This is a genomic window from Mycobacterium colombiense (genome assembly GCF_001665835.1).
GTDB lineage: Bacteria > Actinomycetota > Actinomycetes > Mycobacteriales > Mycobacteriaceae > Mycobacterium > Mycobacterium colombiense_A.
This window is the reverse complement of sequence record NZ_LZSX01000022.1, coordinates 26,716-44,628: the sequence shown is the minus strand read 5'-3', so window position 1 is coordinate 44,628 and position 17,913 is coordinate 26,716. Positions and strand designations below refer to the sequence as shown.

Sequence of the window (17,913 nt, the reverse complement as noted above, 5' to 3'; positions counted from 1 at the left end):
CGCCATCGACGGTCTGGCCATGGCGCTGGTTTGCCGCCGGGTTGCAACCATTTACTCCGCGATGGTGGCCGGAAAGCCGATTCCGGACGCCTACTTCGGTTCGGTGCAGGACTTGGTGGACTTGGAGTCGGGGTACGAAGCCTCCGACGACTACGCCGAAGACAAGGCCTATTGGAGCGAGCACCTGCCGCCGGAGAGCGGACCGGTTGACCGCCTGCCCGAGGCCGTCGGCGAGCGCGACCATTACTCGCCGTCCGCGTCCGTCCAGTTGGACCCCTCGGTTGCCAACCGCATCAAGGAGCTGTCGAAAAAGCTTGCCATCAGGCGCTTTTCGGTCACCACCGCCGCGTGCGCCCTTTTGGTGCGCGGCTGGTCCGGTAGCGGCTCGGAGGTGGCGCTCGACTTCCCGGTCAGCCGGCGGGTGAGTCCGGAGTCGAAAACGCTTCCCGCGATGCTTGCCGGCGTGGTGCCGCTGGTCCTGGCGACGGAGCCGCAATCGACCGTCGCCGATTTCTGCAAGCACGTCGACAAGCGCATCCGCGAGCTGTTGCAGCATCAGCGCTTCCCGGTGCACACCCTGGACGGCGACGGGCTGCGGCAAGCGCCGAATCGGGTCGGGATCAATTTTCTCCCGATGAGATTGACCCTGGACCTCGCCGGCTCGCCGGCCACCGCGTCGTATACGAACCACGGCCCGGTCGGGCACTTCGGACTGTTCTTTCTCGGCGCGGGTGACCAGCTGCACCTCAGCACCGCGGGCCCGGGCCAGCCGTTCGCCAGCTTCGGCGTCGCCGACCTGGCGGGCCGCTTGCAGCAGATCCTGGAAGAGATGATCGCCGACCCGGAGCGGCCGCTGTCGTCGATCGATCTTCTGACACAAGACGAGCCCGCCCTCCTGGACGAGTGGAGCAACCGGCCGGCGCTGCACGAGCCCGTGCCCGCCCCCGAGTCGATCCCCAAGGCATTCGCCGAGCACGTGCAGAGCACGCCCGAGGCGGTCGCGGTGACATTCGCCGGCCGCTCCATGACATACGCGGAACTCGACGAGGCCTCCAACCGGTTGGGCCATCTGCTCGCCGACCACGGAGTCGGCCCGGGGGACTGCGTGGCGGTGCTGTTCCCCAGGTGCGCCGACGCCATCGTTTCGATGATGGCGGTGCTCAAGACCGGGGCGGCGTACGTGCCGATCGATCCGGCGCACGCATCGTCACGGATGGATTTCGTGCTCGAAGACGCGGCACCCAGCGCCGTGATCACGACGGCGGAGCTGCGCTCGCGGCTGGACGACCATGACGTTCTGGTCGTCGACGTGCACGACCCGGTCGTCGACAGCCAGCCCAACACCGCCCTGCCGCTGCCGGCTCCCGAGAACACCGCCTACATCATCTACACCTCCGGAACCACCGGAACCCCCAAAGGCGTTGCGATTCCTCACTTCAACGTCGTGTGGCTGATGGAGTCGCTCGACGCCGGCTTGCCCAAGGGGGATGTGTGGACGCAATGCCACTCCTCAGCCTTCGACTTCTCGGTGTGGGAGATCTTCGGCGCCCTGCTGCGCGGTAGGCGGCTGCTGGTCGTACCCGAATCGGTGGCGTCCTCGCCGACGGATCTGCACGATCTGCTGGTCGCGGAGAAAGTCAGCGTGCTGACCCAGACCCCGTCGGCGGTGGCGATGCTGCCGGCCGACGGCCTGGAGGCCACGGCGCTGGTGGTAGCCGGCGAGGCCTGCCCGACCGACGTCGTCGATCGGTGGGCAGCGCCCGGGCGGGTGATGCTCGACGCCTACGGTCCGACCGAGACCACGGTATGCGCGTCGATCAGCACGCCGCTGGTGCCCGGATCGCCGGTGGTGCCGATCGGCTCCCCGATAGCCGGTGCGGCGATGTTCGTACTTGACCAGTGGCTGCAGCCGGTCCCCGCCGGCGTGGTCGGCGAGTTGTACCTGGCGGGGCGCGGGGTCGGGCACGGTTATGTGCGCCGGCCCGGCCTGACCGCATCGCGGTTCGTGGCCAACCCATTTGGCGGCCCGGGCGCGCGGATGTACCGCACCGGCGACCTGGTCTGCTGGGGCCCCGACGGGCAGCTGCAGTACCTGGGCCGCGCCGACGAGCAGGTCAAGATCCGCGGCTACCGCATCGAACTCGGCGAAATCCAGGCCGTGTTGGCCGGACTCGACGGAGTGGACCAGGCCGCGGTGATCGCCCGCGAGGACCGCCCCGGCGACAAGCGTCTGGTCGGCTACATCACCGGAACCGCCGACCCCGCGGCGCTGCGCGCCGCGCTGGCCGACAAGCTTCCGCCCTACATGGTCCCGACCGCCGTGATGGTGCTGGACACCCTGCCGCTGACCGGCAACGGCAAGCTCGACAAGCGCGCCCTGCCCTCGCCCGAATACGCCGCGAGCGAGTACCGGGCCCCGGCCGACGCGATCGAGGAGATCCTGGCCGACATCTACGCCCAGGTGCTGGGCGTGGAGCGCGTCGGCGTCGACGACTCTTTCTTCGATCTCGGCGGCGACAGCATCCTGTCGATGCAGGTGGTGTCGCGGGCCCGCACGGCCGGCGTGATCTGCCGCCCGCGAGACATTTTCGTGGAGCAGACGGTCGCTCGCCTGGCACGGGTGTCCGAGGTGGCGGCCGACGGCGAGTTCGGTGCGGCCGACGAGGGGATCGGGCCCGTGGTGGCCACCCCGATCATGCGCTGGCTGCAGACCATCGACGGCCCGATCGACGAGTTCAACCAGACCATGGTGCTGGCGGCTCCCGCCGGCGTGAGCGAAGCGGACGTGGCGGCGGTGCTGCAGGCGCTGCTGGATCGTCATCCCATGCTGCGGCTGCGCGTGCAGGACGACGGCGCCGGCGGCTGGTCCCTGGAGGCGCCCGAGGTGGGCTCGGTGCAGGCCGGCGACTGCCTGCGCGTGGTCGAAACGTTGTCCGACGCGGCGCTGATCGAGGCCCGCGGCCGGCTCAATGTGGCCGACGGGGCGTTGGTGAGCGCGGTATGGGCAAGTGCGACAAGCCAATTGGCGTTGGTCATTCACCACCTTGCCGTCGACGGCGTCTCGTGGCGGACCCTGATCGAAGACCTCAACATCGCCTGGGCCCAGCTGCACAACGCCCAGCCGGTGGCCTTGCCGGCGCCCGGAACATCTTTTGCCCGTTGGTCTTCGCTGCTCGCCGACTACGCGCAGACCCCTGCGGTGACCGCGCAGGCCGACGCCTGGCGGCAGGTGGCCGCCACCCCGGCGGCACTGCCGGCGGTGCAGGCCGAGGACACCTACGCGACCGCGGGGCAGTTGACGGCGTCGCTGGATGTCGACACGACGCGGCTGCTGCTGGGGGAGGTGCCCGCGGCGTTTCACGCTGGGGTGCAAGACATTCTGCTGATCGCGTTCGGGCTGGCGTTCACCGAATTCTTGGGCGAAGCCGCCCCGATCGGCATCGACATCGAAGGTCACGGCCGCCAGGAAGAGGTGGCGTCGCGCGTGGACCTGTCGCGCACGGTCGGCTGGTTCACCACCAAATACCCTGCGGCGCTGAAGATCAACGGCACGCTGAACTGGTCGCAGGTGGTCGCCGGTGAGGCCGCGCTGGGCGCGGTGATCAAGGACGCCAAGGAGCAACTGCGCGCCCTGCCCGACGGGCTGACCTACGGGCTGTTGCGTTACCTGAACACCGAAGTCGACCTGGACGGTCCCGACCCGGTGATCGGGTTCAACTACCTGGGCCGGTTGGGGGCGGGAGCCGATCTCTCCGAGGATTTGTGGCGCGTCAGCGAGGACAGCCTGTCGTCGGCCGCCGTGGCCACCGCGGTCGCAATGCCGTTGGCGCACACCGTGGAACTCAACGCCGGCACCATGGACACCGAGGCCGGGCCGAACCTGCACGCCAACTGGCGGTGGGCCCCGTCAGCGCTGACCGACGAGCAGGTAAACCGGTTGAGCCAGTTGTGGTTTGAGGCCCTCACCGGGATCTGCGCGCACGTGCGTGCCGGGGGCGGCGGGTTGACCCCGTCCGACATCGCCCCCGCCCGCCTGGACCAGCAGCAGATCGACGAGCTCTGCCGGCAGCACCAGATCGCCGACGTGCTGCCGCTCAGCCCCGTCCAGCAGGGCCTGCTCTTCCACACCAGCTTCGCGCAGGAACTCGAAGACCTCTACGCGGTGCAGCTCGGCATCACGGTGAGCGGTTCCCTTGACCCGCAACGGCTTCGCGACGCGGTGCAGGCCGTCGTCAACCGCCACCCCAACCTGGCGGCCCGGTTCCTCGACGAATTCGGCGAGCCCGTGCAGATCATCCCGGCCAAGCCGGTGATGGCGTGGAACTACGTCGAGCTGACCGGCGGTGACGTCGACGAACAGGTCGAGCAGCTGTCCGCGGCCGAGCGCACCGCCGTCTGCGACCTGGCCGGCCAGCCCGCCTTCCGGGCCGCGTTGATCCGCACCGCACCCGATCGGCACCGGTTCCTGCTCACCATTCACCACATCGTCATCGACGGCTGGTCGTTGCCGGTCCTGATGCGCGAGGTGTTCGCCGGCTACTACGGCGAGCGGCTGCCCGCGCCCCCGTCGTATCGCAGCTACCTGATGTGGCTCGCCGCTCAGGATCGAGCCGGCGCCCAAGCGGCCTGGGCCGAGGCGCTCGACGGATTCGAAGCACCCACGCTGGTGGCGCCGCCGGGCAAGATCGGCCGGCGCGCCGTTGCCACCTATACGGTCTCGGCGGACACCACCCGCGCCCTGAGCGAATTGGCCCGCTCCAGCCGGACCACCGTCAGCACCGTGCTGCAGGGTGCGTGGGCGCAACTGCTGACCTGGCTGACCGGCCAGCACGACGTGGCCTTCGGCACCGCGGTCTCGGGCCGGCCAACCGAATTGCCCGGCGCGGACGCCATGGTCGGTTTGTTGATCAACACCGTTCCGGTGCGGGCCAACATCACCGCCGCGACCACCGTCGCCGACCTGCTCGAGCAGTTGCAACGCGTCCACGCCGAGACTCTCGAGCATGAACACTTGGCGCTCAACGAGATTCACCGCGTCGCCGGCCACGACCAACTGTTCGACACGCTCTTCTTGTACGAGAACTACCCGATCGATGCGGGTGCGCTGCTGGGCGTCCAGGAGTTGGCCGTCACCGAATTCAGCAGCCGCGAATTCAACCACTACCCGCTTTCTGTGGTGGCCACGCCGGGTCACGAACTGAGCCTGCGCGTCGAGTACGACACCGAGGTGTTCGAGGCGTCCGGCGTCGAAAGGCTGATCGAGCGGTTGCGTCAGGTGATGGCAGTCATGACCGCCGATCCCGCACAACGGCTTTCGTCGATCGATCTGCTCGAGGCCGCCGAGCACGAGCGGCTCGACGCCTGGGGCAACCGGGCGATGCTGACGCGCCGGCCGCGCGAGCAGGCGTCGATTCCGGAGTTGTTCGCCGCGCAGGTGGCCCGCGCCGCCGATGCGGTGGCGATCACCTGCGGCGAGCGGTCGTGGACATACCGCGAGGTCGAGGAGTCGGCCAACCAGCTGGCGCACTTGCTGACGGAGCAGGGCGCCGGTCCGGGGCAGCGGGTGGCAGTGGTGATCCCGCGGTCCGCCGAAGCGGTGATGGCGATCTTCGCTGTGCTCAAGACCGGGGCGGCCTACGTGCCGATCGACCCGGGCGTGCCGGCGGCGCGCCTGGAGTTCGTGCTCGGCGACGCCGCACCGGTCGCGGCCGTGACCACCGCCGAGGTACGCTCCCGGCTGGACGGGTTCGACGGCCTGATCGTCGACATCGACGACCCCGCCGTGCGCACCCAGCCGACGACCGCCCTGCCGGTGCCGGCATCAGAAGACATCGCATACATCATCTACACCTCGGGCACCACCGGAACCCCGAAGGGCGTCGCCATCCCGCACCGCAACGTGACGTTGTTGCTGGAGACACTTGATGCTCAACTCGGGTTGGGCCAAGTGTGGACGCAATGTCATTCGCTGGCGTTTGACTTCTCGGTATGGGAAGTCTTCGGGTCACTGCTGTACGGCGGACGCCTGGTGGTCGTGCCGGATGCCGTGGTGCGCTCCGCTGAAGACCTGCATGCGTTGCTGGTTCGCGAGCAGGTCAGCGTCCTGAGCCAGACCCCGTCGGCGTTCTACGCGTTGCAGAGCGCCGATGCGTTGGCGCCCGAATTGGGTGAGCAGCTGAAGTTGCAGACGGTGGTCTTCGGTGGTGAGGCGCTGGAGCCGCACCGGTTGTCGACGTGGCTGCACCGTCACCCGGGCCTGCCCCGCATGATCAATATGTATGGCATCACCGAGACGACGGTGCACGCCTCGTTCCGCGAGATCGTCGACGGAGACGTCGACGTCAACGTCAGCCCCATCGGGGTGCCGCTGGCCAACCTCGCCTTCTTCGTGCTCGACGGCTGGCTGCGCCGGGTGCCCGTCGGCGTGGTCGGCGAGCTGTACGTCGCCGGCGGCGGGCTGGCCGCCGGCTATGTCGGCCGCCCGGGACTGTCGTCCACGCGATTCGTGGCCTGCCCGTACGGGGCCCCGGGTGCGCGGATGTACCGCACCGGGGATCTGGTCCGCTGGGGTGCCGACGGGCAGCTGCAGTACCTGGGCCGCGCCGACGAACAGGTCAAGATCCGCGGCTACCGCATCGAACTCGGCGAAATCCAGGCCGCGCTCGCCTCGCTGGACGGCGTCGAGCATGCGGCGGTGATCGCCCGCGAGGACCGCCCCGGCGACAAGCGCCTGGTGGGCTACGTGACCGGAGCCGCCGACCCGGCGGAGGTTCGCGCCCAGCTCGGCGAGCGGTTGCCGAGCTACATGGTGCCCACGGCGGTGGTGGTGCTCGACGCGCTGCCGCTGACGGTCAACGGCAAGCTGGACACCCGCGCGCTGCCGGCGCCGGAATACCAGGACGCCGACCGCTACCGGGCGCCGGTGAGCGCGATCGAGGAGATCCTGGCCGGCATCTACGCCCAGGTGCTGGGGGTGGAGCGCGTCGGTGTCGACGACTCCTTCTTCGACCTCGGCGGCGACAGCATCCTGTCGATGCAGGTGGTAGCGCGCGCCCGGGCGGCCGGAGTGGTGTGCCGCCCGCGGGACGTCTTCGTCGAGCAGACGGTGGCCAAGCTGGCGCGAGTCGCCACGGTGGCCAGCGGCGACGACGACGTGGTCGACGAGGGGCTCGGCGCAGTGGTGGCCACCCCGATCATGCGCTGGCTGCAGAACATGGACGGCCCGGTCGAGCAGTTCAACCAGACCATGGTGCTGGCGGCGCCCGCGCAGGTCACGTTCGACGACGTGCCGGTAGTGGTGCAGGCGCTGCTGGATCGGCACGCGATGTTGCGGATGCGCGTCGAGGACGACGGCGTCGGCGGCTGGTCGCTCGAGGTGCCCGAGGCGGGCTCGGTGCAGGCCGGCGACTGCGTGGAGTCGGTCGACGTGTTGTCCGAAGCGGCGCTGGTGGACGCCCGGTCGCGGCTGAACCTGGCCGACGGTGTGCTGGTGCGTGCCGTATGGGCAAGTGCGACAAACCAATTGGCGTTGATCATTCACCACCTGGCCGTCGACGGGGTGTCCTGGCGGACCCTGATCGAGGACCTCAACATCGCCTGGGCGCAGCACCACAGCGGCCAGCCGGTGGCGCTGCCAGTGGGCGGCACCTCGTTCGCGCGGTGGTCGTCGCTGCTGGATGAATACGCGCGCCGGCCCCAGGTGGTCGAGCGGCTGGAGGAGTGGCGGCAGGTGGCCGCCATCCCGGCGGTGCTGCCGCAGGCGCAGCCCGAGGACACCTACGTGACGGCCGGACAGCTCTCGGCGTCGTTGGACGTCGAGACGACCCGGCTGCTGCTCGGTGAGGTGCCCGCGGCGTTCCACGCCGGTGTGCAAGACATTCTGCTGATCGCGTTCGGCTTGGCCTGGACCCAGTTCGTGGGCACCGGCGCGCCGATCGCCATCGACGTGGAGGGCCACGGACGCAACGAAGAGCTGGGCCCGCAGGTGGACTTGTCGCGCACGGTCGGCTGGTTCACCGCGAAGTACCCGGTGTCGTTGCGGATCGGTGGACTGTCCTGGGGCCAGGTGATCGGCGGTGACGCGGCCCTGGGCGGGCTGATCAAGGACGCCAAGGAACAGCTGCGCGCGTTGCCCGACGGCTTGACCTACGGGCTGCTGCGCTACCTGAATCCCGAAGCGGCACTGGATGTTTCGGATCCGGTCATCGGATTCAACTACCTGGGTCGGCTCGGCGGCGGCGCCGCCGAACTGTCGGCGGATCTGTGGCAGCTGGATCCGGACAGCTTCGAGCTGGCCGGTGCGGCCTGGGCGGTGGCGCTGCCGTTGCCGCACACGGTGGAACTCAACGCCGGCACCATGGACACCACGGACGGCCCGCACCTGCAGGCCAACTGGACGTGGGCGCTCTCGGCGCTGGACGAAAAGCAGATCAGCCGGCTCAGCGAACTGTGGTTCGACGCCCTGGCCGGCATCTGCGCGCACGTGCGCAACGGCGGCGGCGGCTTGACCCCGTCCGACATCGCGCCTGCCCGCCTCAGCCAGCGCGACCTCGACGAACTGCAGCAGCAGTACCAGATCGCGGACGTGCTGCCGCTGACCCCGTTGCAGCAGGGACTGTTGTTCCACACCGGCACCGCCCAGGGCGGCGAGGATCTCTACGCGGTGCAGCTCGACATTTCCGTGACGGGCGCAGTGGACCCGGAGCGGCTGCGGGAGGCGGTGCACACCGTCATCACCCGCCACCCGAACGTGGTGGCCAGATTCTCCGAGGACTTCGGGGAGCCGGTGCAGGTCATGACGACCGATCCGGAGCTGGCCTGGCAGTACGTCGAACTGGACACCGACTCCGACGTCGCGGAGCAGGTCGAGCTGTTGTCCACCGCCGAACGCGTGGCGGTCTGTGACCTGGCCGGGCAGCCGCCGTTCCGGGGTGCCCTGATCCGCACGGCGGAGAACACGTACCGGTTCGTGCTCACCAATCACCACATCGTGCTCGACGGCTGGTCCAAGCCAGTCCTGCTGCAAGAGATCTTCGCCAGCTACTTCGGGGTGCGGCTACCCGCGCCGGTGCCGTACCGCAGCTTCATCACCTGGCTGTCCGAGCAGGATCGTGCCGCGGCTCAGGCGGCGTGGCGCGAGGTGCTCGAGGGCTTCGACACCCCGACGCTGGTGGGCCCGTCGGGGCGCATGGCGCTTGGTCCGCGCGGGTTTGCGGAGTTCCACGTGTCCGCGGAGACCAGCCGTCTGTTGGGCGAATTGGCCCGCTCGTGTCGCACCACCGTCAGCACGGTGCTACAGGCGGCCTGGGCGCAGCTGCTGATGTGGCTGACCGGACAGCACGATGTGGTGTTTGGCACAGCGGTTTCGGGCCGTCCGACCGAATTGGCCGGATCCGAGGCCATGGTGGGCCTTTTAATCAATACCGTCCCGGTGCGGGCGACTATCGGCGCCGAAACCACCATCGCCGACCTGCTTGACCAGCTACAACGCACCTACACCGACACCTTGGATCATCAGCATTTAGCACTGAATGACATCCATCGTGTAACGGGACATGACCAAATTTTCGACACAATGTTCGTGTATGAGAACTATCCCATCGATACTGCCGCGCTTTCGGCCGTCGACGAGTTAACTATTACTGGATTCACCAATCGGGAATACAACCACTACCCGCTTTCGGTACAAGCCGTGCCAGGCCACGAAATAGGCCTTCGCGTCGAGTTCGATACAGACGTATTTGGCGAGGCGAGGATCGACAAGCTCGTAGAGCGGTTCAAGCGGGTGCTGGAAGCCATGACCGTGGACTTGGAGGAGCAGTCATGACCGTCGGTGCGGGACGGCGATTGTTGTCGATCGATCTGCTGGACGGCGGCGAGCACGATCGACTCGACGAGTGGGGCAACCGGGAGGTACTGACCAAGCCGGTCAAGACCCCGTTGTCGATCCCGGAGAGGTTCGCCATCCAGGTGGCGCGTGCTCCGCAGTCGGTGGCGCTGACCTTTGGCGATCGCTCTCTGACCTATCGCGAACTCGATGAGGCCGCGAACCGGCTTGCGCACCTGTTGGCCGACCAGGGCGCGCGCCCGGGCGAATGCGTTGCGCTGCTGTTCTCCCGTTCTGCCGAGGCGATCATCTCGATCCTTGCGGTGCTGAAAACCGGCGCAGCCTACCTGCCGATCGACCCGGCGCTGCCGTCGGCGCGGATGGAATTCATGCTCGGCGATGCCACTCCGATCGCGGTGGTGACCACGGCCAGCCTGCGCACCCGGCTGGACGGGTTCGACCTGCCCGTCGTCGATGTCGACGAAGCCGCGGCGGACGGCCAGCCCAGCAGCGCGCTGGCGGGGCCGGCGCCCGAGGACATCGCGTACATGATCTACACCTCGGGCACCACGGGGACGCCCAAGGGCGTCGCGGTCACGCACCGCAACGTGACCGAGTTCCTGCGGACGTTGCACGCCGATCTGCCGACCGGGCCGGGGAAGGTCTGGTCGCAGTGGCACTCGCTCGTCTTCGACGTCTCCGTCTGGGAGATCTGGGGCGCGCTGCTGCACGGCGGGCGCCTGGTGGTGGTGCCCGAGTCCGTCGCGGGCTCGCCCGACGAGCTGCACGCCCTGCTGGTCGCCGAGAAGGTCAACGTCCTGAGCCAGACCCCGTCCGCGGTGGGCATGCTCTCGCCGGAGGGTCTGGACTCCACGGCACTGGTGGTCGCGGGTGAGGCCTGCCCGGCCGAGGTGGTTGACCGGTGGGCGCCGGGACGCGTGATGATCAACGCCTACGGCCCGACCGAGGCCACCGTCTACGCGGCGATGAGCACGCCGCTGGCCGGCGAGTCGGGGGCTCCGCCGATCGGATCGCCGGTTCCCGGCGCGGCGTTGTTCGTTCTGGACAAGTGGTTGCGGCCCGCGCCGGAAGGCGTGGTCGGTGAGTTGTATGTGGCCGGCCGTGGTGTCGCCACCGGGTATGCCCGCCGGGCCGGACTGACGGCATCGCGCTTCGTGGCGTGCCCGTTCGGTGGGCCGGGCGCGCGGATGTACCGCACCGGTGACCTGGTCCGGTGGGGCGCCGACGGGCAGCTGCAGTACCTGGGCCGCGCCGACGAGCAGGTCAAGATCCGTGGCTATCGCATCGAGCTCGGCGAGATCCAGTCGGCCCTCGCCTCGCTGGACGGCGTCGAGCAGGCGGCGGTGATCGCCCGTGAGGACCGCCCCGGCGACAAGCGTCTGGTCGGCTACATCACCGGGACCGCCGACCCGACCGAGCTGCGCACCCAGCTGGGCAAGCGGCTGCCGGCCTACATGGTCCCGGCTGCGGTCGTCGTGCTGGAGACCCTGCCGCTGACGGTCAACGGCAAGCTGGACAAGCGCGCCCTGCCCGCGCCCGAGTACCACAAGCGGGGCGGCCAATACCGCGCCCCCGGCAACCACACCGAGGAGATCCTGGCCGGCATCTACGCCCAGGTGCTCGGCGTCGAGCGGGTCGGTGTGGACGACTCGTTCTTCGACCTCGGTGGGGACAGCATCCTGTCGATGCAGGTGGTGGCCCGGGCCCGCGCGGCCGGCGTGATGTGCCGCCCGCGTGATGTGTTCGTCGAGCAGACGGTCGCCCGGCTGGCCCGAGTGGCCACCGACGGCGCCGACGAGGCCGACGTGATCGACGAGGGGATCGGGCCGGTGCTGGCCACCCCGATCATGCACTGGCTGCAAACCGTGCAGGGCCCGATCGACGACTTCAACCAGACCATGGTGCTGGCCGCACCCGCCGGCGTCACCTCCGAGGACGTCGTGGTCGTGCTGCAGGCGCTGCTGGACCGTCACCCCATGCTGCGGCTGCGGGTGGAGGACGACGGCAATGGCGGCTGGTCGCTGCAGGCGCCCGAACCGGGCACCGTGCAGGCGGCCGACTGCCTGCAGTCGGTCGACCAGCTGTCCGACGCGACCCTGGTGGCCGCCCGGTCGCGGCTGAACCCGGGCGCCGGAGTGATGGTGAGCGCCGTCTGGGCAAGCGAGACAAGCCAATTGGCGTTGATCATCCACCACGTGGCCGTGGACGGCGTGTCGTGGCGGACCCTGATCGAGGACCTCAACATCGCCTGGGCGCAGCACCGCAGCGGCCAGCCGGTGGCGCTGCCCACGGGTGGCACTTCGTTCGCACGCTGGTCCTCGCTGCTGGCCGAGCACGCACAGAGCCCGGCGGTGGTCGAGCAGGCCGACGCCTGGCGCGAGGTGGTCGCGACGCCGGCCGTGCTGCCGGCGGTGCGCCCCGAGGAGGACACCTACCAGACCGCCGAGCAGTTGTCGGTGTCGCTGGATGTCGAGACGACCCGGCTGCTGCTGGGTGAGGTGCCCGCGGCGTTCCACGCCGGGGTGCAGGACATCCTGTTGATCGCGTTCGGCTTGGCCTGGACGGAGTTCCTGGGCAGCGGCACGCCGATCGGCATCGACGTCGAGGGCCACGGTCGTCAGGAAGAGCTCGGCCCGCACGTCGACCTGTCCCGCACCGTCGGCTGGTTCACCACCAAGTACCCGGTGTCGCTGACGGTCGACGGCCTGGATTGGGCGAATGTGGTCGCCGGCGACGGCGCGCTGGGCGCGGCGATCAAGGCCACCAAGGAGCAGCTGCGCGCCCTGCCGGACGGTTTGACCTACGGCCTGCTGCGCTACCTGAACCCCGATATCGACCTGGGTGGATCCGACCCCGTGATCGGATTCAACTACCTGGGACGGCTGGGCGCGGCCGCCGATCTGCCCGGTGAGCTGTGGCGGCTGAGCCCCGACAGCCTGTCGCTGAGCGGCGCGGCCGCGGCGGTGGCGATGCCGTTGATGCACACCGTCGACCTCAACGCCGGCACCATGGACACCGAAGACGGCCCCCACCTGCACGCCAACTGGACGTGGGCGGCCTCCGCGATGGACCGCGAGCAGATCAGCCGGCTGAGCCAGCTGTGGTTCGAGGCGCTGACCGGCATCTGCGCCCACGTGCAGGGCGGTGGCGGCGGGTTGACCCCGTCGGACGTCGCGCCCGCGCGCCTGAACCAGCCGCAGATCGACGAGCTGAGCAAGCAGCACCAGATCGCCGACATCCTGCCGCTGACCCCGCTGCAGCAGGGGCTGCTGTTCCACGCCAGCTTCGCGCAGGACCCGGGCGACGACGTCTATGCGGTGCAGCTCGGTATCACCGTGACCGGTGAGCTGGACTCGCACCGGCTGCACGACGCCGTGCACACCGTGGTCAACCGCCACCCCAACCTGGCCGCCCGGTTCTGCCCGCAGTTCGGTGAGCCCGTCCAGGTCATCCCGGCCGATCCGGTCATGGCGTGGCGCTACATCCAGCTGGGCGCGGAGGATCTCGACCCCGAGCAGCGGGTCGAGGAGCTGTGCGCCGCCGAGCGCGCCGCGGTGAGCGACCTGGCCAACCGCCCGGCATTCCGGGCCGCGCTGATCCGCACCGCGGACAAGAGGTACCGGTTCGTCCTCACCAACCACCACATCGTGATGGATGGCTGGTCGCTGCCCATCCTGCTGCGCGAGATCCTGGCCAACTACTACGGCGACCAGTTGCCCGCGCCGGCCACCTACCGCAGCTACCTGACGTGGCTGGCCGGACAGGACCGCACCGCCGCGCAAGCGGCGTGGCGCGAGGTCCTCGACGGGTTCGAGACGCCCACCCTGGTGGGCCCGGCGGGCCGGATGCGGCTCGGCCGGCGCGCCGTGGAGTCCTACCGGCTGTCCGCGGAGACCACGCGCGCCCTGGGCGAGCTGGCCCGCTCCTGCCACACCACCGTCAACACCGTGTTGCAGGCCGCCTGGGCGCAGTTGCTGATGCGTCTGACCGGCCAGCATGACGTCGCGTTCGGTACCGCGGTGTCGGGCCGACCGGCCGACCTGATCGGCGCCGAGTCCATGGTGGGTCTGCTGATCAACACCGTGCCGGTGCGGGCCAGCATCACCTCGGAGACCACCGTCGCCGACGTGCTGGAGCAGCTGCAGCAGCACCACAACGACACCCTCGAACACGAGCACCTGGCGCTGAGCGACATCCACCACGTCACCGGTCACGACGCGCTGTTCGACACCTTGTTCCTGTACGAGAACTACCCGATCGACACCAGCGTGCCGTTGGGCTTCCACGAGTTGGCCATCACCGATGTCACCAACCGGGAGTACAACCACTACCCGCTGTCGGTGATGGCGCTTCCGGGTCGCGAGCTGGGCCTGCGCGTCGAATTCGACACCGATGTGTTCGACGCGGCCGGCATCGAGAAGCTGACCGAGCGGTTCCAGCGGGTGCTGTCGGAGATGACGGTCGACCCGGCCCGACGGCTGATGTCGCTGGACGTCGTCGACGAGCACGAGCACGCGTGGCTCGACGAGTGTGGCAACCGCGTGGTGTTGAGCCAGCCGGCGACCGGCAAGTCCATCCCGGCCATGTTCGCCGCACAGGTGGCCAGCACCCCGGACGCGGCGGCGCTGACCTTCGACGGCCGCTCGATGACGTATCGGGAGCTCGACGAGGCCGCCAACCGGATGGCGCGCCTGCTGATCGAAGAGGGCGCCGGTCCGGGCGAGCGCGTCGCGCTGCTGTTCTCCCGCTCCGCCGACGCCATCGTCTCGATCCTTGCGGTGCTCAAGACCGGGGCGGCCTACCTGCCGATCGACCCGGCGCTGCCGGCCGCGCGGATCGAGTTCCTGCTCGCCGACGCCGAGCCGGTCGCCGTGGTCACCACCGCGGGACTGCGGGGCCGGCTGGACGGCTGCAGCCCGACGGTCATCGACGTCGACGACCCGGCGCTGGCCACCCAGGCCAGCACGGCGCTGCCGATCCCGTCCTCGGACAACATCGCCTACGTCATCTACACCTCGGGAACCACCGGCGTGCCCAAGGGCGTCGCGGTGACCCACGCGAACGTCGCGCAGCTGCTGGAGACGCTGCACGCCGACCTGCCGGAGGCGGGGGTGTGGGCGCAGTGGCACTCACTGGTGTTCGACGTGTCGGTGCACGAGATCTGGGGCGCGCTACTGCACGGCGGCCGCCTGGTGGTGGTGCCCGAGTCGGTCGCGGCTTCGCCCGACGACCTGCACGCGCTGCTGGTCTCCGAAGGGGTCACCGTGTTGAGCCAGACCCCGTCGGCGGTGGGCATGCTCTCGCCGGAGGGTCTGGAGTCGACGGCGTTGGTGGTGGCCGGTGAGGCCTGCCCGGTAGAGGTTGTCGACCGGTGGGCGCCCGGACGGGTGATGATCAACGCGTACGGCCCGACCGAAGGCACGGTGTACGCGGCGATGAGCGCGCCGCTGCAGAGCGGAACGGGATCGGCGCCGATCGGTTCGCCGGTGCCGCGCGCCGCGCTGTTCGTGCTGGACCGGTGGCTGCGCCCGGCGCCCGAGGGTGTCGTCGGCGAGTTGTACATCGCCGGCCACGGTGTGGCCACGGGTTATTCGCGCCGGCCTGGTCTGACGGCGGGGCGCTTCGTCGCCTGCCCGTTCGGCAGCCCGGGTGGGCGGATGTACCGGACGGGCGACCTGGTCCGGTGGGGCCGCGACGGTCAGCTCGAGTACCTGGGGCGGGCCGACGAGCAGGTCAAGCTGCGCGGCTACCGCATCGAGCTCGGTGAGGTGCAGGCGGCCCTCGCCGCACTGGACGGGGTCGAGCAGGCCGCGGTGATCGCCCGCGAGGACCGTCCCGGCGACAAGCGGTTGGTCGGTTACATCACCGGAACCGCCGACCCTGTAGGGATCCGCATCCAGCTGGCTGAGCGGTTGCCGGCCTACATGGTGCCGGCCGCGGTAGTGGCCTTGGATGCGCTGCCGCTGACCGTCAACGGCAAGCTGGACAAGCGCGCCCTGCCCGCACCGGAGTACCAGAAGCGCGGTGGCGAGTACATCGCGCCGGCCGACCCGACCGAAGAGATCGTGGCCGACATCTTCGCCCGCGTCCTCGGCATGGAGCGGGTGTCGGTCGAGGACTCCTTCTTCGAACTGGGTGGGGATTCGTTGTCCGCGATGCGGGTGATCGCCGAAATCAACACCGCCGTCGACGGCGCCCTGTCGGTGCGCACCCTGTTCGACTCGCAGTCGGTGCGCGCCCTGGCGCACCGGATCACCAGCGGTCCCGACACCGAGGGCGCCGCGGGACCCGGCTTCGCGGCGGTGCACGGCGCCGACGCCAAGGAGGTGTTCGCCCGCGACCTCACGCTGGACAAGTTCATCGACGCGACGACGTTGTCGACCGCGCCGACGCTGCCCGGTCCGAGCGCCGAGGTTCGGACGGTCCTGCTGACCGGGGCGACCGGTTTCCTGGGTCGCTACCTGGCACTGGAATGGCTCGAGCAGCTGGAACAGGTCGACGGCAAGCTGATCTGCCTGGTGCGGGCCAAGTCCGACGAGGACGCCTGGCGCCGTCTGGAGAAGACCTTCAACAGCGGTGACCCGGAACTGCTGCGGCACTTCCAGGAACTGGCCGAAGAGCACCTGCAGGTCGTCGCCGGTGACAAGGGCCAGGCCAACCTCGGCCTGGACGAGGAGACGTGGCAGCGGCTGGCCGACACCGTCGACCTGATCGTGGACTCCGCGGCCGTCGTCAACGGTGTCCTGCCCTACAACGAGCTGTTCACCCCGAACGTCGGGGGCACCGCGGAGCTGATCCGGTTGGCGCTCACCACGAAGAAGAAGCCCTACGCGTACGTGTCGACTTCGGACGTGGGCCGCCAGATCGACCCGGCCGAGTTCACCGAGGACGCCGACATCCGGGTCATCAGCGCCCGGCGCGTCATCGACGGCGGCTACGCCAACGGGTACGGCAACAGCAAGTGGGCAGGCGAGGTCCTGCTGCGCGAGGCCAACGACCTGTGCGCGCTGCCGGTCTCGGTGTTCCGCTCCGACATGATCCTGGCCGACACCACTTACGCCGGTCAGCTCAACGTGGCGGACATCTTCACCCGGATGATCCTGAGCGTCGTGGCCACCGGCACCGCGCCCAAGTCCTTCTACCAGCTGGACGCCGACGGCAACCGGCAGAGCGCGCACTTCGACGGCCTGCCCGTCGAGTTCGTCGCCGAGGCCATCGCCAAACTGGGCGCCCAGGTGATGGACGGGTTCGAGACGTACCACGTGATGAACCCGCACGACGACGGCATCGGGCTCGACGAGTACGTCGACTGGCTGATCGAAGCCGGCTACCCGATCGAGCGGGTCGGCGACTTCGGCGAGTGGCTGCAGCGCTTCGAGACCGGCCTGCGCGGCCTGCCGGAACGGCAGCGGCAGAACTCGGTCCTGCAGATGTTGACGTTGCTGCTGCGGGATCCGAAGAACCTGCAGGCCGCCGAGCCGGCCCGCGGTGCCTTCGCCCCGACGGATCGCTTCCGCGCCGCGGTGCAGGAAGCGAAAGTCGGTTCCGACAACGACATCCCGCATGTCAGCGCGCCGGTGATCGTCAAGTACGTCACCGACCTGCAACTGCTCGGCTTGCTGTAATCACTTCCGACGAACGCGAATGCGGCGTGGTCCATCCGGACCGCGCCGCATTCGTTTATCCGCCATTGGCGCTATTGGCATGTCGGGCTAGCCACGGCCTGCCGCCTATAACCCTGCGATAACGGTCGATGCGGCGATGAGCGGCATTCAAACGCCGAATGTCGCGCAGCCAATCCATACCGTATGTTGCTGGACTATCCATGATCAGTACTGAAAGTATGCACAGGCTGCTAATGCTGAGTCTTGATCTATCGTCTGGGGTAATTCACAGGACATTAAGTTTGAATAACACTGGACCTACGGGGTAGTCGTCTACTAGCCTTCCCAACTGTTGCACTCGTGTTGACTAGACGGTCTTTGGAGTCGGCGAGCCTCGCCAGTTCGATGGCGAATCCGACGGCATTGAACAAGCCGCGGTGCTTGTCCGTGAAGATGTCGGCG

Annotated in this window: 1 pseudogene; it reads left to right on the top strand. The window is 69.0% G+C overall.

What is annotated here, in order from left to right:
* A pseudogene (locus tag A5760_RS27745) lies at window positions 1-17,472 on the top strand (amino acid adenylation domain-containing protein); the annotation flags it as partial.
* Window positions 17,473-17,913: the final 441 nt, after the last annotated feature.